This is a genomic window from Bradyrhizobium sp. CCBAU 051011, assembly GCF_009930815.1.
Lineage (GTDB): Bacteria > Pseudomonadota > Alphaproteobacteria > Rhizobiales > Xanthobacteraceae > Bradyrhizobium.
In genome coordinates, this window is record NZ_CP022222.1 from 3,087,143 (window position 1) to 3,105,139 (window position 17,997).

The 17,997-nt window shown below is 63.5% G+C and carries 17 protein-coding genes; 12 read left to right on the plus strand and 5 right to left on the minus strand.

Translation table 11 applies throughout. The annotated features are described in order from the left end of the window. Nucleotides 1–17: 17 nt before the first annotated feature. Nucleotides 18–1,190 carry an acetyl-CoA C-acetyltransferase gene (locus ACH79_RS14575; RefSeq protein WP_161851648.1) on the minus strand — a complete coding sequence of 391 codons (1,173 nt, stop codon included), beginning with the start codon at nucleotides 1,188–1,190 and terminating at the stop codon, nucleotides 18–20. Nucleotides 1,191–1,340: 150 nt separating this feature from the next. On the opposite strand from ACH79_RS14575, the gene ACH79_RS14580 reads away from it, so the two are divergent. The 8 genes from ACH79_RS14580 to ACH79_RS14615 all read left to right on the plus strand — a co-directional run bounded on the left by ACH79_RS14580 (nucleotide 1,341) and on the right by ACH79_RS14615 (nucleotide 10,470). After that, on the plus strand, nucleotides 1,341–2,006 hold the full coding sequence (locus ACH79_RS14580; protein ID WP_161851649.1) for a TetR family transcriptional regulator: 666 nt from the start codon (nucleotides 1,341–1,343) through the stop codon (nucleotides 2,004–2,006). An 80-nt stretch (nucleotides 2,007–2,086) separates the two neighbouring features. After that, nucleotides 2,087–2,845 carry an SDR family NAD(P)-dependent oxidoreductase gene (locus ACH79_RS14585; protein WP_161851650.1) on the plus strand — a complete coding sequence of 253 codons (759 nt, stop codon included), beginning with the start codon at nucleotides 2,087–2,089 and terminating at the stop codon, nucleotides 2,843–2,845. A gap of 196 nt (nucleotides 2,846–3,041) precedes the next feature. Then, nucleotides 3,042–3,848, plus strand: a complete 807-nt coding sequence (locus ACH79_RS14590; protein WP_161851651.1) for an enoyl-CoA hydratase/isomerase family protein — start codon at nucleotides 3,042–3,044, stop codon at nucleotides 3,846–3,848. Nucleotides 3,849–3,889: 41 nt separating this feature from the next. Further along, nucleotides 3,890–5,761: an AMP-binding protein gene (locus ACH79_RS14595; RefSeq protein WP_161851652.1), complete on the plus strand. Its 1,872-nt coding sequence runs from the start codon at nucleotides 3,890–3,892 to the stop codon at nucleotides 5,759–5,761. A 138-nt stretch (nucleotides 5,762–5,899) separates the two neighbouring features. Then, nucleotides 5,900–7,027 (plus strand): acyl-CoA dehydrogenase family protein, encoded by a 1,128-nt coding sequence (locus ACH79_RS14600; RefSeq protein WP_161851653.1) that lies wholly within the window; start codon nucleotides 5,900–5,902, stop codon nucleotides 7,025–7,027. A gap of 115 nt (nucleotides 7,028–7,142) precedes the next feature. After that, nucleotides 7,143–8,390: an acyl-CoA dehydrogenase gene (locus ACH79_RS14605; RefSeq protein ID WP_161851654.1), complete on the plus strand. Its 1,248-nt coding sequence runs from the start codon at nucleotides 7,143–7,145 to the stop codon at nucleotides 8,388–8,390. 122 nt (nucleotides 8,391–8,512) lie between these two features. Further along, a complete protein-coding gene (locus tag ACH79_RS14610) occupies nucleotides 8,513–9,757 on the plus strand; it encodes an acyl-CoA dehydrogenase (protein ID WP_161851655.1) in 1,245 nt (414 codons plus the stop codon). A gap of 2 nt (nucleotides 9,758–9,759) precedes the next feature. After that, nucleotides 9,760–10,470 carry a nitroreductase gene (locus ACH79_RS14615; RefSeq protein ID WP_161851656.1) on the plus strand — a complete coding sequence of 237 codons (711 nt, stop codon included), beginning with the start codon at nucleotides 9,760–9,762 and terminating at the stop codon, nucleotides 10,468–10,470. Here ACH79_RS14615 and ACH79_RS14620 read toward each other — a convergent pair. From ACH79_RS14620 to ACH79_RS14630, 3 genes are all read right to left on the minus strand, one after another. Further along, a complete protein-coding gene (locus ACH79_RS14620; RefSeq protein WP_161851657.1) occupies nucleotides 10,467–12,098 on the minus strand; it encodes an ankyrin repeat domain-containing protein in 1,632 nt (543 codons plus the stop codon). The two genes, ACH79_RS14615 and ACH79_RS14620, sit on opposite strands and share 4 nt — an antisense overlap. Before the next feature lie 231 nt (nucleotides 12,099–12,329). After that, nucleotides 12,330–12,590: a hypothetical protein gene (locus tag ACH79_RS14625; RefSeq protein ID WP_161851658.1), complete on the minus strand. Its 261-nt coding sequence runs from the start codon at nucleotides 12,588–12,590 to the stop codon at nucleotides 12,330–12,332. Between the two features lie 103 nt (nucleotides 12,591–12,693). After that, entirely contained in the window at nucleotides 12,694–13,722 is a 1,029-nt protein-coding gene (locus ACH79_RS14630) for a YafY family protein (RefSeq protein WP_161851659.1), read from the minus strand. Nucleotides 13,723–13,808: 86 nt separating this feature from the next. On the opposite strand from ACH79_RS14630, the gene ACH79_RS14635 reads away from it, so the two are divergent. Both ACH79_RS14635 and ACH79_RS14640 read left to right on the plus strand, forming a co-directional pair. Continuing rightward, entirely contained in the window at nucleotides 13,809–14,453 is a 645-nt protein-coding gene (locus tag ACH79_RS14635) for a glutathione S-transferase family protein (protein WP_161851660.1), read from the plus strand. Nucleotides 14,454–14,480: 27 nt separating this feature from the next. Beyond that, entirely contained in the window at nucleotides 14,481–14,915 is a 435-nt protein-coding gene (locus tag ACH79_RS14640) for a DUF6157 family protein (RefSeq protein WP_161851661.1), read from the plus strand. Nucleotides 14,916–14,920: 5 nt separating this feature from the next. Here ACH79_RS14640 and ACH79_RS14645 read toward each other — a convergent pair whose 3' ends face one another. Then, the gene (locus ACH79_RS14645; RefSeq protein WP_161856361.1) at nucleotides 14,921–15,706 is read right to left on the minus strand and encodes an enoyl-CoA hydratase/isomerase family protein; all 786 of its coding nucleotides are present in this window, start codon (nucleotides 15,704–15,706) and stop codon (nucleotides 14,921–14,923) included. 519 nt (nucleotides 15,707–16,225) lie between these two features. Between ACH79_RS14645 and ACH79_RS14650 the strand changes: the two genes are divergently transcribed. Both ACH79_RS14650 and ACH79_RS14655 read left to right on the plus strand, forming a co-directional pair. Beyond that, the gene (locus ACH79_RS14650; protein WP_161851662.1) at nucleotides 16,226–16,891 is read left to right on the plus strand and encodes a Crp/Fnr family transcriptional regulator; all 666 of its coding nucleotides are present in this window, start codon (nucleotides 16,226–16,228) and stop codon (nucleotides 16,889–16,891) included. Nucleotides 16,892–16,908: 17 nt separating this feature from the next. Continuing rightward, entirely contained in the window at nucleotides 16,909–17,799 is an 891-nt protein-coding gene (locus ACH79_RS14655) for a DUF6537 domain-containing protein (RefSeq protein WP_161851663.1), read from the plus strand. The last annotated feature ends 198 nt before the right edge of the window (nucleotides 17,800–17,997 follow it).

The window sequence follows — 17,997 nt, forward strand, 5'->3', positions numbered from 1 at the left end:
AAACGCTTTTCTTGTTGTTAGAGCCGTTCGACGATGGTGACGTTGGCCATGCCGCCGCCTTCGCACATGGTCTGCAGGCCGTAGCGCTTGTTGTTCTGCTTCAGGGCGTTGACCAGCGTGGTCATCAGCTTGGTGCCGGAGCCACCGAGCGGATGGCCGAGCGCAATGGCGCCGCCATTGACGTTAAGCCTTGAAGGATCGGCGCCCGTCGTCTTCAGCCAAGCCACCGGCACGGCGGCGAAGGCTTCGTTGACCTCGAACAGGTCGATATCGTTGATCGACATGCCGGCCTTCTCCAGCGCCCGCTTGGTGGCGTGTAAGGGCGCATCCAGCATGATCACGGGGTCGCCACCCATCATGGTCATGTGATGGATACGCGCCAGCGGCTTGACGCCGAGCGATTTGAGGCCCTTCTCGTTGACCACCATCACGCCGGAGGCCCCGTCGCAGATCTGGCTGGCGCTGGCGGCGGTGTGCTTGCCGTTCTCGGCGATCAGCTTGACGCCCTTGATGCCGTCGAGGCTGGCGTCGAAGCGGATGCCTTCGTCGATATGGTGGGTGTCGGTCGTATTGTCGGCCCGGGTGATTTGCACCGGAACGATCTCATCCTTGAATTTGCCGCCTTGTGTCGCGGCAATCGCGCGCTGATGGCTATTGTAGGAATATTCGTCGAGCTGGTCCTTGGAGAGCCCGTACTTCTCCGCCATCATTTCAGCGCCGGTGAACTGGCTGAACACGATGTTCGGATATTTCGCTTCGATACCCGGGCTCTTGTAATGGCCAAAACCGTTCTTGGCGGGCAGCGATGAGGCGAGGCCCATCGGCACCCGCGTCATCGATTCCACGCCCGCCGCGATCACGATGTCCATGCTGCCTGCCATCACCGCCTGCGCCGCAAAGTGCAGCGCCTGCTGCGAGGAGCCGCACTGCCGGTCGACCGAGGTGGCGGGCACGCTCTCAGGCAACTTCGAGGCCATCACCGCATTGCGGGCGATGTTGTTGGACTGTTCTCCGGCTTGCATCACGCAGCCCATGATCACGTCCTCGATCTGGGCGGGGTCGACGCCCGAGCGATCGACCAGCGAATTCAACACGGAAGCGGCGAGATCGGCCGGATGCCAGCCCGCGAGACGTCCTCCCTTGCGGCCGCCCGCGGTGCGCGCAGCGGCGACGATATAGGCCTCGGCCATTCCTGTTCTCCCTGGTCGTTGTTTGGTGGATTTTTCAAAGATGGGCCGGATTTAAGGGGGCCTGCGGAATTTAGTCAATCAATCAATTAACTCTTGAGTGCAGCCGCGGCATGCGCTTATGTGCGGGCAGATTTCCCGCCCTCGGCCGTGATGAGATCGCCGTTGAATACCAGCGTACCGACCAGGCTTGCGAACGGCAAAAATACCACCGCCGAGAAGCTGCTCGTCGCGGCGAGCGAACTGATGATCGAGCGCGCCTCGATCGAGGTCTCGCTATCCGACATTGCGCAGAAGTCCGGCGTCAACGCCGCGCTGGTGAAATACCACTTTGGCAACAAGGACGGGCTGTTACTGGCGCTATTGGCGCGCGATGCCGCGACCGAGATGTCGCAGCTCGAATACCTCATCGGCCAGCCGATCACGCCGACGGCGAAGCTGCGTCTGCATATCGGCGGCATCATCCGCGCCTATCACCAGTTCCCCTATATGAACCGGCTGATCCACTATCTCCTGCACGAGAGCAGCGCGGAAGCCGCGGACGAAGTCTCGCAATTCTTCGTTGCGCCCCTGCTGAACTTCCACCGCCGCCTGCTCGCCGAAGGCGTCAAGGCCGGCGAGTTCCGCGATATCGATCCGGTGTTGTTTTACACCAGCCTGATCGGCGCCTGCGATCACCTGTTCTTCGGCCGCCACGCGATGTCGCGCGCGACCGGGGTGGGGCCCGTCACTGACGAAGTCTGCCGCGATTACATCAAGCACATGGAAGCGCTGATCTTCGGCGGGATGCTGAATGGGCGAATGGCGAGTAGCGAATAGCGAATGGATGACCATTCGCTATTCCCTATTCGCTATTCGCAAAAACCAGAGAAGAAACAACCAAGGAAAGGTCCTCAAAAATGCAGTTGCAAGACGTAGCCGTTCTCATCACCGGCGGTGGCTCGGGCCTGGGTGCCGCGACCGCCCGCGCGATGGCCGCCAAGGGCGCGAAAATCGGCGTGATCGACCAGAACAAGGAAAACGCCGAGAAGGTGGCCGCCGAGGTGAAGGGCGTCGCCCTCCATGCCGACGTCACCGACGAAGAGGCGATCAAGGCGGCGATTGCGAAAGCCGAGGCCGCGCACGGCATCGCCCGCGTGCTGATGAACTGCGCCGGCATCGGCGGTTCGCAGCGCGTGGTGGGCAAGGACGGCGTCTATCCGCTGGCGAAGTTCGTGCGCATCATCAACGTCAATCTGATCGGCACCTTCAACGTGCTGCGGCTATTCGCCGAGCGACTCGCGACCGCGCCGCCGATCGGCGAGGAGCGCGGCGTTGCCATCAACACCGCCTCCGTCGCCGCTTATGAAGGGCAGATCGGCCAGATCGCCTATTCGGCATCGAAGGGCGGCGTTGTCGGTCTTACGCTGCCGGCCGCGCGTGATCTCGCCAGCCTGAAGATCCGCGTCAACACCATCGCGCCCGGCCTGTTCCTGACGCCGCTCCTGATGGGCCTGAACGAAGAGGCCCGCAAGAGCCTCGGCGCGCAGGTCCCGCATCCGGCCCGCCTCGGCGATGCCTCCGAGTACGGCAACCTCGCGGTTCACATCGTCGAGAACCCGATGCTCAACGGCGAGACCATCCGCCTCGACGGCGCCATCCGCATGGCGCCGCGGTAAGCGACGGTGGTGCGTTCTTGACCCTCCCCTGGAGGGGGAGGGTCGGCGCGAAGCGCCGGGGCGGGGTGATCTCTCCACTCGGGCACTGTTCAAGGCGGAGAGACCGTCACCCCACCCCGCTCGCGCTGCGCGCGATCGACCCTCCCCCTCCAGGGGAGGGTAAGTCCGACGGCTAACTCGCTTGCTGGAGGCTCGCATGTCCCAACCGCTGCTGATCGCACATCATGACGGGGTCGATTGGGTCACGCTCAATCGCCCTGACAGTCTCAACGCGCTCGATCCGTCACTGATCGACGCGCTCAATACCTATTTCGAAGGCCTGCAACGCAATCGCTCGACCCGTGTCGTGGTGCTGAAAGGCGCTGGCGCGTCGTTCTGCGCCGGGCTCGATCTGAAACACGCCATGAAGCGCCGCGCCGGGCAGCAGGAGCCGCCCGGAGTGACCGAGTCATTGGACTCGCAGCGCCGCATTGCCGATATCGTGATGCTGATGCGGCGCTGCCCGCAGCCGATCATTGCGTTGATCCAGGGCGCGGCCGCTGGCGGCGGCTTTGCGCTGGCGCTCGCCGCCGATATCCGCATCGCGACAAAATCGGCGCGGATGAACTGCGCCTTCATCAAGCTCGGGCTCGGCGGCTGCGACATCGGCACTTCCTATTTCCTGCCGCGCCTCGTCGGCGTTTCGGTCGCCTCCGAACTGATCCTGACCGGCCGCTTCATCGGCGCCGAGCGCGCGCTTGCAGTTGGCCTCGTCTCCGAGGTCGTCGAGGAAGGCGGGCTCGACGCTGCGGCCGAGCCTTACGTCGATGCGATGATGACGGCCTCGCCGGTGGGCTTAAGGCTCTCCAAGGAATGCCTCAACATGAGTGTCGATGCAGGATCCATTGAAGCCGTGATCGCAATGGAAGATCGCAATCAGGTGTTGTGCAGCCGTTCCGAAGATTTCAACGAAGGCATCAGGGCCTTTCTCGAAAAGCGAAAGCCTGTCTATATCAGGCGATGACGACAAGATCCGCAAAGGACAAGAATTCCGGGAGACGCAATATGGGTGGAAGTGCAGCGAAGGTGCTGACAAAGCCGGCCTTCCGCAAAATCGAATGGCTGCCGCGCGACATCGCGGTCGAGCGTCGTCCTGACGGCGTCATCATCCTGAAGTCGCGCATTCCGCTGCAGCCTTATGAAAAGCATATTCCGGCATCGCTCGCGAAATGGGCGAGAGAGGCGCCCGAGCGCATCTGGCTGGCGCAGCGCGGCGGCGCCGACCGGCAATGGCGAAAGGTCTCCTACGGCGAAGCCAAGCGCATCGTCGACGGATTGACGCAAGGGCTACTCAATCTCGGCCTCGGCGAAGGCCGCCCCGTCGCGATCCTCTCCGGCAACTCCATCGAGCACGCGCTGATGACGCAGGCCGCGATGCAGGCGCGCGCTCCCGCGGCGCCGGTGTCGCCGGCCTATTCGCTGATGAGCCAGGATCATCTCAAGCTCAAATATCTCTTCAATCTGATCAAGCCAGCGGTCGTGATGGTGCAGGACGGCCCGACCTTCGAGAAGGCCTTGAAGGCGCTCGATCTCACCGGGGTCACCATCGTGCACGTCTTGCGGCCCTGCGAAGGCATCAAGAGCGTGTCCTTTGCCGATCTTGCGGCAACACCGGTGACGGACGCGGTCGAGGGATCGATTGCGAAGATCACGCCAAAAACCGTCGGCAAGCTGCTGTTCACCTCCGGCTCGACCGGCATGCCGAAGGCCGTCATCAACACCCAGGAGATGATGTGCGCCAATGCGGCGATGATGATGCAGGTGCGCCCGCGCGATCCGAATGGGCCTGTCGCGACCGTACTCGACTGGATGCCGTGGAACCACACCATGGGCGGCAATGCCGCGTTTCATCCGATCCTGGTCGATGGCGGCACGCTCTACATCGATGACGGCCGGCCGATGCCCGGCCAGCTGGAGGAGACCATCAGGAATCTGCGCGAGGTGTCGCCGACCTATTACGCCAACGTGCCGGCCGGCTACGCGGCTTTGGCGGCGGCGATGGAAAAGGACGACGCGCTGTGCCGCAGCTTCTTCAAAAACCTCTCCATCATGGCCTATGGCGGCGCGCGGCTGCCTGATGATCTCTACGACCGCATGCAGGCGCTGGCGGTGAAGACCACCGGCGAGCGCATCGTGTTCTATACGGGCTGGGGCTCGACCGAGACCGCTCCGACCTCGACCGGCACCTATTGGGACACCGAGCGCGTCGGCCTGATCGGCCTGCCGTTCCCCGGCGTCGAACTGAAGCTGGTGCCGTGTGGCTCCAAATACGAACTGCGCCTGCGCGGCATCAATGTCACGCCGGGCTATTTCGGCCAGCCCGATCTGACGAAGAAGATGTTTGACGAGGAAGGCTTTTATTGCATCGGCGATGCCGGCGTGTTCGTCGATGACAATGATCCGCTGCAGGGCATTATCTTCGCCGGCCGCGTCGTCGAGGATTTCAAGCTGACGACCGGCACTTTTGTGCACGTCGGCTCGCTCCGCACCGATGCGATCGCGGCCGCGACGCCCGTCGTGCATGACGCGCTGGTCGCCGGGCAGGACCGGGAGTTCATCGGGCTCTTGGCCTGGCCCAATCTGCACGCCTGCCGGCAAATCGTCGGCAATCCCGATGCGACGTTTGAAGATGTCATCAGGCATCCCGAGGTGATCAACTGCCTGAAGCGCGGGCTGGAAGCGCACAACGCCTCCGCCACCGGCAGCAGCATGCGGATCGCGCGCGCCATGCTGATGGCCGAGCCGCCCTCGATCGACGGCAATGAACTCACCGACAAGGGCTACATCAACCAGCGCGCCGGCCTCGAGCGCCGCGCCGCGCTGGTGGAGAAGCTTTACGCCGAGAAGCCGGGAGACGACGTGATTGTGCTGCAATGAAGACGACGCTCTCTCCCTCCGTCATTCCGGGATGGTCCGAAGGACCAGACCCGGAATCTCGAGATTCCGGGTTCGATGCTTCGCATCGCCCCGGAATGACGGCAAACAAATAACAGCAAGCCAAGAAGGTAAGCCGCCATGAACTTCGATTTCTCCGACGACCAAAAACAGATGCGCGACGCGGCGAGGAAATTCCTCACCGAACAGTGCCCGCCGAAAGCCGTGCGCGAGGTGCTGGATGGCAGGGCGACCTATGACAAGGCGCTGTGGAAGGGCCTCGCCGAGATGGGCTTCCTCGGCGTCGCGATCCCGGAAGAGTTCGGCGGCGCGGGCGCCGGCCATCTCGAACTCTGCGTGATCGCGGAAGAAATGGGCCGCGCCAATGCGCCGGTGCCGTTCTCCTCCACGGTGTACCTCGCCGCCGAGGCGCTGCTGCTCGCAGGCTCCGACGCTCAGAAGCAGAAATGGCTGCCGAGAATTGCGTCGGGTGACGCGATCGGCACGCTGGCGCTGTTCGAGGGCAAGGGCAATCCGTCGCCGAAGGCGATCAAGCTGCAGGCCTCCGGGGGCACGCTGAACGGCGTGAAGAAGCCGGTGCCGGATGGCGCGATCGCTGATTTCGCTGTGGTCGCCGCGCGCACCGGCTCGACCGGGCGTGACGCCGATATCTCGCTGTTCCTGGTCGACCTGAAGGCCGGCGGCGTCGAAGCCAAGGCACTGACCAATGTCGATCCGACCCGGGGGCAGGCCGAACTCACCTTCAAGAATGCCAAGGCCGAACCGCTTGGAACTGCCGGCGAAGGTTGGAGCATTTTGACCCAGGTGCTCGACCGTGCCGCGGTGCTGCTGGCGTTCGAGCAGGTCGGCGGTTCCGACCGCGCGCTCGAAATGGGCCGCGACTATGCACTTGACCGCATCGCCTTCGGCCGGCCGATCGGCTCGTTCCAGGCCGTAAAACATATCCTCGCCGACATGTATGTCTCGGCGACGCTGGCGCGCTCGAATTGCTATTACGGCGCCTGGGCGCTCTCGACCAACGCGTCGGAATTGCCGGAAGCAGCCGCTGCCGCGCGCATCAGCGCGACGCAGGCGTTCCAGCACTGCTCCAAGAACAACATCCAGGTCCATGGCGGCATGGGTTTCACCTGGGAGTTCGACTGCCACATGTACTACCGCCGCGCCAACGCGACCGCGCTAACGCTCGGCAGCCTGTCCTACTGGGAAGATCAGTTGATCGACCGCATGCGCAAGAAGAACGCGGCGTGAGCTTGTGAACGTCATTCCGGGGCGATGCGAAGCATCGAACCCGGAATCCAGAGGTTTGGATCGAGATTCCGGGTTCACGCTTCGCGTGCCCCGGAATGACAGAAAGAGAAGCGCCATGAACTTCGACGACACCCCGCAGGAAGCCGCGTTCCGCGCCGAAGCCAAGGCGTGGATACAAGCCAACGCGCCGAAGCAATACGAGGAAGAACTTCGAAAATCCTCGCTCGGCCGCACCGTGCTCAAGGGCGCCAACATTCTGGAGGTCGCAAAGGCCTGGCAGAAGAAGAAGGCCGATGCCGGATGGGCCTGCCTGCATTGGCCAAAGGAGTATGGGGGCCGCGGCTCGTCGCCGATCGAGCGCGTGATCTGGCAGCAGGAAGAGGGTCCGTTCGGAAAACTCTCCGGCATGTTTATCATCGGCCACGGCATGTGTGGGCCGACCATGATGGCGTTCGCCGGCGAGGAGCAGAAGCGGAAGTATCTGCCGCCGCTGGCGTCAGGCGAAAAGGTCTGGTGTCAACTGTTCTCCGAACCCGCCGGCGGCTCCGACGTCGCGGGGCTGCGCACCCGAGCCGAGAAGAAGGGCGACGACTGGATCATCAACGGCCAGAAGATCTGGACCTCCGGCGCGCACTATTCCGATTACGGCATCCTGCTCACCCGCACCGATCCGACCGTGCCGAAGCACAAGGGCCTCACCATGTTCTTCCTGGACATGAAGAGCCCGGGCGTCGAGGTGCGGCCGATCAAGCAGGCCAGCGGTCAGTCCGACTTCAACGAGGTCTACTTTACCGACGTCAAGATTCCGGATTCGCAGCGGCTGGGCGCCGTCAATGACGGCTGGAATGTCTCGCTGACGACGCTGATGAACGAACGCATGTCGATCGGCGCGGGCGTTGCGACCGGCTTCCCGGAATTGTTCGACTTCTGCAACAGCCTGATGCTGGAGGATGGCCCCGCGATCGAGGACCGCAGCGTCCGTTCAAGGTTGGCGAACTATGCGGTGAAGGCGAGCGGACTCCGATACACCAGCATGCGCGCAATCTCTGCGCTGTCGAAAGGCGAGCGTCCGGGGCCGGAGAATTCCATCGGCAAATTGGTGGCGGGATCGATGGTGCAGGAGGTCGCGATGTATGCGCTCGACCTGCAGGGCGCCGCCGGCGTGCTGAGCGGACCTGATGACGCCGAAGTCGCCGGCAAATTCCAGGCGATGCTGCTGCGCGCGCCGGGCACCCGCGTCGAGGGCGGCACCGACGAGATCATGCGCAACATCATCGCGGAGCGCGTGCTTGGTTTGCCCGGCGATATCAGGGTCGACAAGGATGTGCCTTTCAACCAGATCCCGACCAAGGGAAGGACGTAAGAGAATTCGTAGGGTGGATTAGCGTAGCGTAACCCACCCTGCCAGCAACGACGCCGATAGAACTGGTCGGTTACGCCTTCGGCTAACCAACCCTGCACAGAAAACAAAAAAGAGGTCCGCCAATGAACTTCGACGATACGCCGCAGGAAGCCGAATTCCGTAGCCTCGCCCGCAAATGGATCGAGGCCAACGCGCCCAAGCAATATGAGGCGGAGCTTTCAAAATCCTCGCTCGGCCGCATCCGGCTGGAGAAGGAAGAAATCGTCGACGTCGGCAAGGCCTGGCAGAAGAAGAAGGCCGAGGGCGGCTGGGCCTGCCTGCACTGGCCGAAGGAATATGGCGGCCGCGGCGCCACGCCGATCGAGAAGGTGATCTGGCAGCAGGAAGAGGGTGTCTATGGCAAGCTGACGCAGCCGTTCCAGATCGGCGAGGGCATGTGCGGCCCGACGGTGATGGCGTTCGGCAGCGAGGAGCACAAGCGCCACTATCTGCCGAAGCTCGCCTCCGGTGAACATATCTGGTGCCAGCTCTTCTCCGAGCCCGCCGGCGGCTCCGACGTTGCAGGCTTGCGCACGCGCGCGGAGAAGAAAGGCGACAACTGGATCGTCAACGGCCAGAAGATCTGGACCTCGGGCGCGCATTATTCCGACTACGGCCTTCTGATCACGCGCACCGATCCCAATGTGCCCAAGCACAAGGGCCTGACGATGTTCTTCCTCGACATGAAGAGCAAGGGCGTCGAGGTGCGGCCGATCAAGCAGGCCAACGGCATGCAGGAGTTCAACGAGGTCTATTTCACCGATGTGGTGATTCCGGACAGCCAGCGGCTCGGCGCCGTCGGTGACGGCTGGAACGTGTCGCTGACCACGCTGATGAACGAGCGCATGTCGATCGGCTCGCGGCTCGCGACCGGCGTCCCCGAGATGTTCGAATTCTGCTCGAACCTGATGCTGGAGAATGGGCTCGCGATCGACGATCCCGCGGTGCGCTCCAAGCTCGCGAGTTGGGCGGTGAAGTCGAGCGGGCTGAAATACACCAGCTACCGCGCGATCTCCTCGTTGTCGAAGGGCGAGCGCCCCGGCCCGGAAAACTCCATCGGCAAGCTGGTCTCCGGTTCGATGCTGCAGGACATCGCGGCTTACGCGATGGACCTGCAGGGCGCGGCCGGTGCGCTGACCGGCACGGATGAGGAAATGGTTCACGGCCAGTTCCAGCAGATGCTGTTGTCTTCGCCCTCGATGCGCATCGCCGGCGGTACCGATGAAATCCTGCGCAACATCATCGCCGAGCGCGTGCTCGGCCTGCCCGGCGATATCAGGGTCGACAAGGATGTACCGTTCAACAAGATCCCGACCAAGGGGCGATGATCATGGACGCAAAGACACCGAAGGCACGCTATGCGAATGCAGATCGCATCGGCGTGCTCGTAGAGCTGCTGAACGAGCGTTACTCCGTGCGCGCGTTCCTGCCGCAGGAGGTGCCGCGCGAGACTATCGAACACATTCTTAACGTGGCGCAGCGCACGGCCTCCTGGTGCAACAGCCAGCCCTGGCAGGTGTTGATCGCGAGCGGCGAGGCCAAGGAGACGTTTCGCAAGGCGATCTATGCCGAAGCTGCATCCGGCGCCAAGGACGACCATGATTTCACGCCGCCGCGCGAATATCTCGGAGTCTATCTCGAACGCCGACGCGAAAGCGGTTTTCAGCTCTACAACACGCTGGGCATCACGCGCGGCGACAAGATGGCCTACGCCAAGCAGGCGCTGGAGAACTACAATTTCTTCGGCGCGCCGCATGTCGCCATCATCCATACCGACGAACCGCTCGGCATCTACGGTGCGGTCGATTGCGGCGCCTATGTCTCTAACTTCATGCTCGCGGCGCAGGCGCTCGGCCTCGGCACGATTCCGCAGGCCGCCCTGGCTCGCCATTCCGGCTTGATCCGGCGGCACTTCAAGCTGGCCGACGATCGCAAGGTGGTTTGCGGCATCTCCTTCGGCTTCGCCGACCATTCGCACAAGGTCAACAGCTACCGCACCTCGCGGGCGAGTGTGGCGGACACTGTGACGTTCGTCGACTAACCCAGCAATTCCTCAGCGACGTCGTCGGAGAACTGCCTTCGTACGCGCGCGACCATCTCGTGTTCGGAATCGCCGGGAAGCGCAATTGCACCGGGCATGCCGTGGTCGCGCAGGGCGCGTGCGCAGCCGACCCAGTCGCCGCCCTCGACCGGCTCGTTGAGGGATGCCCATGACAGCGAGCCGCGGGCGTTGTCGCCGTAGCCATGCCGCTCGGTCCACTCAGCCCCGTTTTCGAGCAGAAAACGCGTCAGGCCGGAATCGCCGCGGAATACCGCCTGATTGAGCGCGGAGGCATCCCAGTCGCCGCCGCGCACGGCGATCGGCCAGCCGAGTTCGACCATCAGCCTGACGACGTCATCGGCACCGGCCGCGGCCATGTCGGGCAGCAATCGCAATTGTGCCGGTGACAGCGAGGCCGGCAAACCGGGCCGCCGGGCTTGAATCGCGCGTGCCTCGGCTTCGTCGCCGCGCGCACATGCGGCGACGAAGCGCTCTTCGTCGGAGATATCAGGCTCGCCGGCTGGTCCGCGCAGCAGCGCCGCGGCATCGGAGAGCCCGAACTGCAGCGCCAGCCGGTAGGGACTGATGCCGTCACGGGTCGGCCGCGACGGATCGGCACCGGCTTCCAGCAACGCCATCACGTGACGCGGCCGCCTCCGGTAGATCGCCCAAGCCAGGGGCGAGCCCCAATCGGTCAGCGGCGCATTCCGCGCCGGCTCGTTCGGATCGCCGCCATGCTGCAGCAGCAGCTTTAGCGCGGCCTCGTCCTCGAGATCGATCGACCGGTAGATCGCATTGCTCTCGGCAATGCGCGCGCCGTGCTGCAGCAGCAGGCGCGTGCAGGCCAAATTCTCCAGCGAGTGATAAAGCGACTCGCCGTCATTGGGATTGGCGCCGGCATCGAGCAGCAATTTGGTCAGCACCGGATCATGGTTGCTTCCGGCCGCGCCGTAGAGCGTCGAGAGCGGGCAGCTCTGGTCCGGCTCGGCCAGCGAGCCCGGCGGCCAGCGGCTGTGGATGTGCTGATTGACATCGGCGCCGTCAGCGATCAGCAATCGCGCGCTGGCGTGCAGGCGCTGGCGAAATTCCTCCACGCGCAACAGGCTCGAATGCGCGACCGCGAACAGCGGCGGCAATCGCAGCGGCCCACCTGAAAGCTTGACCCATGCCGGATCGGCCTCTGTCGCCCGCCGCAGCGCGCCTTCGTCGCCGATCGCGCAGGCGAGCCAGGGATCATCAGCGACGAGTTCGGGGTCATCCGCCAACAATCGCAATGCAACGCGCGGGTTGGCGCGGTTGACCGTGCCGCTGACGTCGCCGGAGTAGAGGAGTTGAGCCCAGTGCAGGATGCGGGCCGAGCGCTCGCTCCGCGCAGCCGTCTGCACCTCGACGTAACGCTTCAGGTCGGACCACGACGCAAAATCGTGTTCGCGCGCAACGCACGATTGCGCGTCGTGCAGGCGAAGATCGAGAGCCGCAAGATCTCCGTCGCTGCGGCCGGCCGCCACCGGCAGTGCGCTGCGCAGCCGCGCCATCGCAGCCGGATCGCGGCTTCGATAGAGGCGGATCAGTTGCTTGGCTTGCTTCTTCAGATGATCGAGATTCAGTCGATCGGAAGACCGATCCATCAGACACCTCCGTGCATGACATCGCCGACGGCCCGCAATACCGGCTGCACAAAGGCTCTAGATGTCGCTCGAAAGCTGCAAGTGGGTTCAACCCTTCCCGCGGGCCCGGGAGCGGCTTGCACCGCAGGCGCTACAATATGGCCACAGCGGCCAGGGGTCAACGCATCAGGCGCGCGGAAAAATCCCGGTCGCGTACCGCGGCCGGGATCTTTCTTGACTGACGCTATTCGATCAGTAGGCGCAGACGTTCACGTTGCGCAGGCGCATGCCACGGCGGGTTTCCACCCAGCGCTGCCGCAGGCAGCCGTTCAGACCGGTGTCGACATAGACGCCGCCGAAGCCGACGCCGATGGCGGGACCCCAACCATAGCCATGGCCCCAATGATGACCCCAGTGATGGCCGTGATAGAAGCCGCCGGCGGACGCGGGTGTTGCAGCGGCAAAGGTGAGGGAGGCGGCGGCAATCAGTCCGAGGGTAATCTTGCGAAACATACTCAATTTCTCCAATTCTTTGGCACGAGGCCGTTGTTGCGTCCCTGCCCATCAGTCGGGCCGGCAACGGCTTGCGTTCATGCGCGAAGCGAAGAATTGTGTTTCAGGAATGTTTCGCGGGACGGGATCTTCGTAAATTTTCTCTATCCGGATATTCGACCGGCGCTGGCCGGTAGCGCGCGGCCATGGCCTGCGTCTGCTCGGCCATCTTGTCGCGCAGCTCCGCCGGCGCCAGCACCTCGGCCTCCGCGCCGAGACGCAGCAGTTCAGCGGCGGCATGCCACACCGTTTTCCCGATCGGCACGATGGCGATGCGCCAGCCGTCTGCATCGGCCGTCTCCTCGATACGGGTGCGCGTCCGCACGTAAGGCTGGCTCAAGGCGTTGAGCAGCTTGACGCCGAACGGTGACAGGCGCACGGTGGCGGCGTTCGGATGCATCTCGGCTTCGAGCCGCAGCGTCGCTGCCTGCCAATAGGCGGCGAGATCGAAATCGGCGGGCCGGACGAAACCTTCGTCCAGCACATTGCAATCGAGCACGCGCGCTACGCGATAGGTGCGCACGCTGCCGTCGACCTGGCCTGCGAGATACCAGCTTCCGCCCTTGAGCACGAGACCGAGCGGCGCGACGCGGCGGCGCTTCTCCGCCCGCCAGCTCTGGTAGCGGATTTCGATCAGGCTCTCGCGCAGCAGCGCAGCGGCAATGGCGCGCAGATGTTTTGGCTGCTCGGCTTCGCCGAACCAGCCGGGGGTATCGAGATGGAAGCGCTCCTGCATCCGCCCGGCGTTCGGACGCAGATTTTCGGGCAGCGCCGCCATCAGCTTGGTCTGCGCCGCCATCATCGCAGCATCGAGACCGAGCGCGGCCGCGGGGCCCGGCAGTCCCGTCATGAACAGCGCCTCGGCCTCCGCTTGCGACAATCCGTTCAGCCGCACGCGATAGCCGTCGAGCAGGCGATAGCCGCCTTCCGCGCCGCGCTCGGCATAAACCGGAACGCCGGCGGCAGCCAGCGCATCGATGTCGCGATAGATGGTGCGCACCGAAACCTCGCAAGCTTCGGCGAGTTCGGGCGCGGTGATCTGTCCCCGCGCCTGCAGGGTGGTCAGGATCGAAAGCAGCCGGCTCGCGCGCATGCCCCCTTAAACCATACCTGACACAGGATGTCAGGTATGGTCCGGCATAGAAGGCCCGTTGCCCGTCGGCTTCAAAGGAGACTTCAATGACCGCTGAGAACCGCATCACGCTGTATTATTCGCCGCAGAGCCGCGCCACGGGCACGCGGGTGCTGCTGGAGGAACTGGGCGCGCCTTACGATCTCCATGTCCTGAACATGAAGGCGGGCGAGCAGCGCCAGCCGGCCTATCTCGCCATTAATCCGCTGGGCAAGGTGCCGGCGATTCGCCATGGCGACGCGCTGGTGACCGAACAGGTCGCCATCTACACCTATCTCGCCGACCTGTTTCCGAAGGCAGGGCTGACGCCTGCGCTCGATGATCCCCGGCGCGGCCCGTATTTGCGCTGGATCGCCTATTATGGTTCGTCCTTCGAGCCGGCTGTGATCGACAGCTTCATGAAGCGCGAACCGGCGCCCGTGACGCAATCACCCTATTCAGATTACGACTCCATGCTTGGTGTATTGGAGGCGCAGCTTTCGAAGGGACCTTATCTGGTCGGGGACCGCATGACGGCCGCCGACATCCTCTGGGGCGTGGCGTTCAGTTGGACGATGATGTTTGGCCTGGTGCCCGGAAACGACGTATTCAAGGCCTATGCCGAGCGCATCACCTCGCGGCCCGCGTTCCAGCGGATCAGCGCGGCCGACGATGAGATGGCGGCACAGCATGCCGCAGCCTGCGGCGGGTGAGTGGCATCAAGAGACTTGGGTTCCTGGATGACAAAGACAGTGCACACGACCAACTGCTTCGACACCTTCATCCAGGTCGCGGAAGATTGTCCCGCGCGCACCGGCGAAGCGCCGCCGGCGCGTGCGGGGAATCCGACTGTGGCCGGCCTTCAGTACCAGATGATCGCGGAGGCGCCCTACAAATACACCTCTGATGACGTGGTGTTCGCGACCTCCGCTCCCGGCCGGCAGCTCGGCGCGAAGGCGACGAAGAAGGAGAAAAGCCTCGCCCGCGACGAATTCTTCTCCAGGGGGCAGGCGTGCCTGAGGGCATCGGGGCTCGGCAAGCGCTTCGGCTGGGGCGTGCATGCCGATGCCGAAGGGCGGGTTGCGATCTATGCCGTCGACAGCCAGCGCTATCAGGCCCTGGCGCGCGATCCCGAGATCAAGCAGGTCCGGGCGATGTGGACCAAGCGGGCTTAAGCCTCTCAGAACTTCGGCGGCCGCTTTTCCGCCAACGCCTTGACGCCTTCCCTGATCTCTTCGCCGCGCATGCTCTCGCGGTGGCGCAGGTTGGCGGCTTCCTCGTCGAGCTTGCCGCGCGCGAATTCGTTGATGGCGCGCTTCATGCCGGCCATCGCCAGCGGCGCGTTGCCGGCCAGGATGGTGGCGAGCTTGTCCACTTCCTCGTCCAGCATTTCCAGAGGTACCATGGCAGTGAGGTAGCCGATCCGCAGCATTTCCGGTGCGGTGATTTTCTGCGCGGTGAGAAACAGCATTTTTGCGTTGTCGACGCCGAGCCGCGATACGTAGCGTTCGATGCCGCTCTTGTAATAATGCAGTCCGAACCGCGCCGCCGGCATGAACATCTCGGCGGTATCGACGCCGATGCGGAAATCGCAGGCCAGCGCCAGATCGGTCGAGCCGCCATAGACGCCGCCATTGAGCCGGCAGATCGTCGGCACGCCGAGGTCTTCCAGCCGGTTGACGACGACCTCGAACGCGGATCCCGCGCTCGGCTGTTCGTTCTCGCTGGTCGCGCGATCAGCCACCGAATTGAGATCGTAGCCGGAGCTGAAGGCGAGGCCGGTGCCGGTCAGCACCATCACGCGGATCGCAGGATCGGCCTCGATCCGGTCGAACAGTTTCAAGAGGTCGCCGAGATCCTCGCTCTGCAGCCGGTTGCGGTGTTGCGGCCGGTTGAGGCGGACGGTGGCGCGAGCGCTGTTGATTTCGAGGATAGGCCCGCTCGCCGCTTCAGCTCCGTCGGACATCGTTCTCTCCATTGTTTCGGTCGTCATTGTCACCACCGCCCACCACAGCGCCGCCGGCACGCTGCCGACGGTCGCCGGCGGAATGTCGCGTTCCAGGAAGCATTCGGCAATGGAAGCCAGAAATACCGGCATCAGGAAGATCACGAGCACGTCGAGCAGCGGCCGTCTTGGCGGTGAACTGAGCCAGTGCCGAGAGAACGAGCCGCTTGGACATCGGATGAGGAGGACCTGATGCGTGCAATGAAAGCCGGGTAACGGTCAGGTCGCAGCGTGACCAATAGGTTGCAAGGTGCCCGCCTGCAGGGAGGCCGTCAATGACGGCGGCTGCACCCGCGGCGCGAGGGCCGGCTAGCCGCGGCCCGCGGCTTGAGGAAGGCGAATTTTACCCGGAAATAGTGAGAATCCCGACAAAACGTCGCTTTTTCCTCGTATACCAACAGGGCTCCGCGCCGTTACGATGGCGGCGGCGCAGCAGAATCGCGAAAAAATTCACTCCCTTAAGCAATTGGTTGGCCTCCAATGGATACGTCTCATCTGGCACAACACGCGGGAACGGCCGGCGCGCTGTTCGCCACGATTTTCGTGGTTGCCACCACGACGATGAAGACCATGATCCCGTTGCGGGTCTTCGGCATTCTCGCCAACGTCATCCTGATCATCACCGCAATCCCGGCCCGTAATTACCTGGTCATGGTGGTGCAGCTGATCATGCTGCTGGTCAATTCCTATCGCCTGCACCAGATGCTGCAGCTGGTGCGCGACGTGAAGAAATCCGTCAACAGCGATCTCTCGATGGAATGGCTGAAGCCGTTCATGACCGAGCGCCAATGCGCGGCCGGCGAGATTCTGTTCTACAAGGACGAGAAGGCTGAGGACATGCTCTATATCGTCAGCGGCCGGTTCAAGCTGGTCGAATCAGGCATCGTGCTGCCGGTTGGCGCTATCGTCGGTGAGCTCGGCATGCTGTCGCCGTCGAATACGCGAACCCAGACCCTGGAATGCGTTGAGTCCGGGCTCGTCCTCAGCGTCAGCTACACCAAGGTCGAGGAGCTCTACGTGCAGAATCCGGCTTTCGGCTTTTACTTCCTTCGCCTTTCCAGCGCCAGGCTGTTTCAGAACCTTGAGACGCTGCAGCAGCAGTTGAACCAGCAAACAGCGTCCGCCGCTGCGCCGAAGCCTGCGTAGAGGCCGGAGCAGGGAGAGTGACAGACCGCGGTATCCTGTCGTCGTTGCGTTATCTGTTCGCCGATGTCATCGGCGACGATGACGAAACGCCGCCGTTCCTGCCAGAGGGGCTGCCGGAGCCGGTGATGGCGGTGGCGAGCGAGGGCATCCATCTTCTGATCGATTATCAGGGTCCGAGCTACGCCCATCTCTATGTCGACCGGCTGCGGCGGTTCATCGGCAAGCAGGGCGTCGATGACGCGATGCTTGGCGAGATCGCGCGGCTGATGGCGGTGCGCATGAGTTATCAGGATCCGATCCGGATCGCGCAGCTCAAGCTCGCCGAACTGCACGGCCGGCCGGATGGATGGGCTGGCTCCGTCGACGTCAGAAAATTCTCCGTTGAAGAGTTGATCGGCGCGCTGCCGGCCGTGATCGCCGAGTACATCCTCGATGCGCTCGAATGGCTGGGTTTGAAGGACAAGCGCGTCTCCATCCGTTTCTCAACGAAAAGTCGCTTCGGCATTCGCCGCCTCAAGATGGAGGCGGGGCTGCGGCGGTGGCGCCTGTTTTCGGTGCGCTATGCCAAGGAACGGGTCTGGGTCGAGCGCTGGCTGCACATGATCGACCGCGCCCTGACCAAGCAGCCGCAGGCGGCGCCGGCGATCATCCACACCGCAACCATGATCGTCGGATATGGCGACGTCTACCGGCAGGGCATGGCGGACTGGCACGCGATCATCGACGGGCTTGCCAAGCCGACCTTCGACGGCGTGCTGGCGCTGTCAGACCTTGCCGGCGCGGTGATCGAGGCGCGCGCCGCCGCGCTGCCCGACCCGCGGCAGTCCGAGCTCAAGCGCAAGATCGCCGAAATCCGAGCGCGGGCGACTGCCGCCGCGTATGCGGCGGTGCCGTCCGAAAAGATGTAGGGTGGGCAAGGATGCTTGCAGGGATGAATGCAGCGTCTTTCGTCAATGCCGAGACTCCATCCATCGCGAGAAGAAATAAATGACGACCACAGACACTGCCGTCGTTGCTGTCTCAATGACGAGAGGAAAGCCGAGAATCGCCCAGATCAACAGGCAAATAACTGCAACAGCGCCGAAGACAATACTATCAACCTTTTC

Excerpts from the sequence above, each read along its gene's own strand:
- ACH79_RS14575 (WP_161851648.1), bottom strand. The coding sequence starts at position 1,190 with ATGGCCGAGGCCTATATCGTCGCCGCTGCGCGCACCGCGGGCGGCCGC.
- ACH79_RS14580 (WP_161851649.1), top strand. The coding sequence starts at position 1,341 with ATGAGATCGCCGTTGAATACCAGCGTACCGACCAGGCTTGCGAACGGC.
- ACH79_RS14585 (WP_161851650.1), top strand. The coding sequence starts at position 2,087 with ATGCAGTTGCAAGACGTAGCCGTTCTCATCACCGGCGGTGGCTCGGGC.
- ACH79_RS14590 (WP_161851651.1), top strand. The coding sequence starts at position 3,042 with ATGTCCCAACCGCTGCTGATCGCACATCATGACGGGGTCGATTGGGTC.
- ACH79_RS14595 (WP_161851652.1), top strand. The coding sequence starts at position 3,890 with ATGGGTGGAAGTGCAGCGAAGGTGCTGACAAAGCCGGCCTTCCGCAAA.
- ACH79_RS14600 (WP_161851653.1), top strand. The coding sequence starts at position 5,900 with ATGAACTTCGATTTCTCCGACGACCAAAAACAGATGCGCGACGCGGCG.
- ACH79_RS14605 (WP_161851654.1), top strand. The coding sequence starts at position 7,143 with ATGAACTTCGACGACACCCCGCAGGAAGCCGCGTTCCGCGCCGAAGCC.
- ACH79_RS14610 (WP_161851655.1), top strand. The coding sequence starts at position 8,513 with ATGAACTTCGACGATACGCCGCAGGAAGCCGAATTCCGTAGCCTCGCC.
- ACH79_RS14615 (WP_161851656.1), top strand. The coding sequence starts at position 9,760 with ATGGACGCAAAGACACCGAAGGCACGCTATGCGAATGCAGATCGCATC.
- ACH79_RS14620 (WP_161851657.1), bottom strand. The coding sequence starts at position 12,098 with ATGGATCGGTCTTCCGATCGACTGAATCTCGATCATCTGAAGAAGCAA.
- ACH79_RS14625 (WP_161851658.1), bottom strand. The coding sequence starts at position 12,590 with ATGTTTCGCAAGATTACCCTCGGACTGATTGCCGCCGCCTCCCTCACC.
- ACH79_RS14630 (WP_161851659.1), bottom strand. The coding sequence starts at position 13,722 with ATGCGCGCGAGCCGGCTGCTTTCGATCCTGACCACCCTGCAGGCGCGG.
- ACH79_RS14635 (WP_161851660.1), top strand. The coding sequence starts at position 13,809 with ATGACCGCTGAGAACCGCATCACGCTGTATTATTCGCCGCAGAGCCGC.
- ACH79_RS14640 (WP_161851661.1), top strand. The coding sequence starts at position 14,481 with ATGACAAAGACAGTGCACACGACCAACTGCTTCGACACCTTCATCCAG.
- ACH79_RS14645 (WP_161856361.1), bottom strand. The coding sequence starts at position 15,706 with ATGTCCGACGGAGCTGAAGCGGCGAGCGGGCCTATCCTCGAAATCAAC.
- ACH79_RS14650 (WP_161851662.1), top strand. The coding sequence starts at position 16,226 with ATGGATACGTCTCATCTGGCACAACACGCGGGAACGGCCGGCGCGCTG.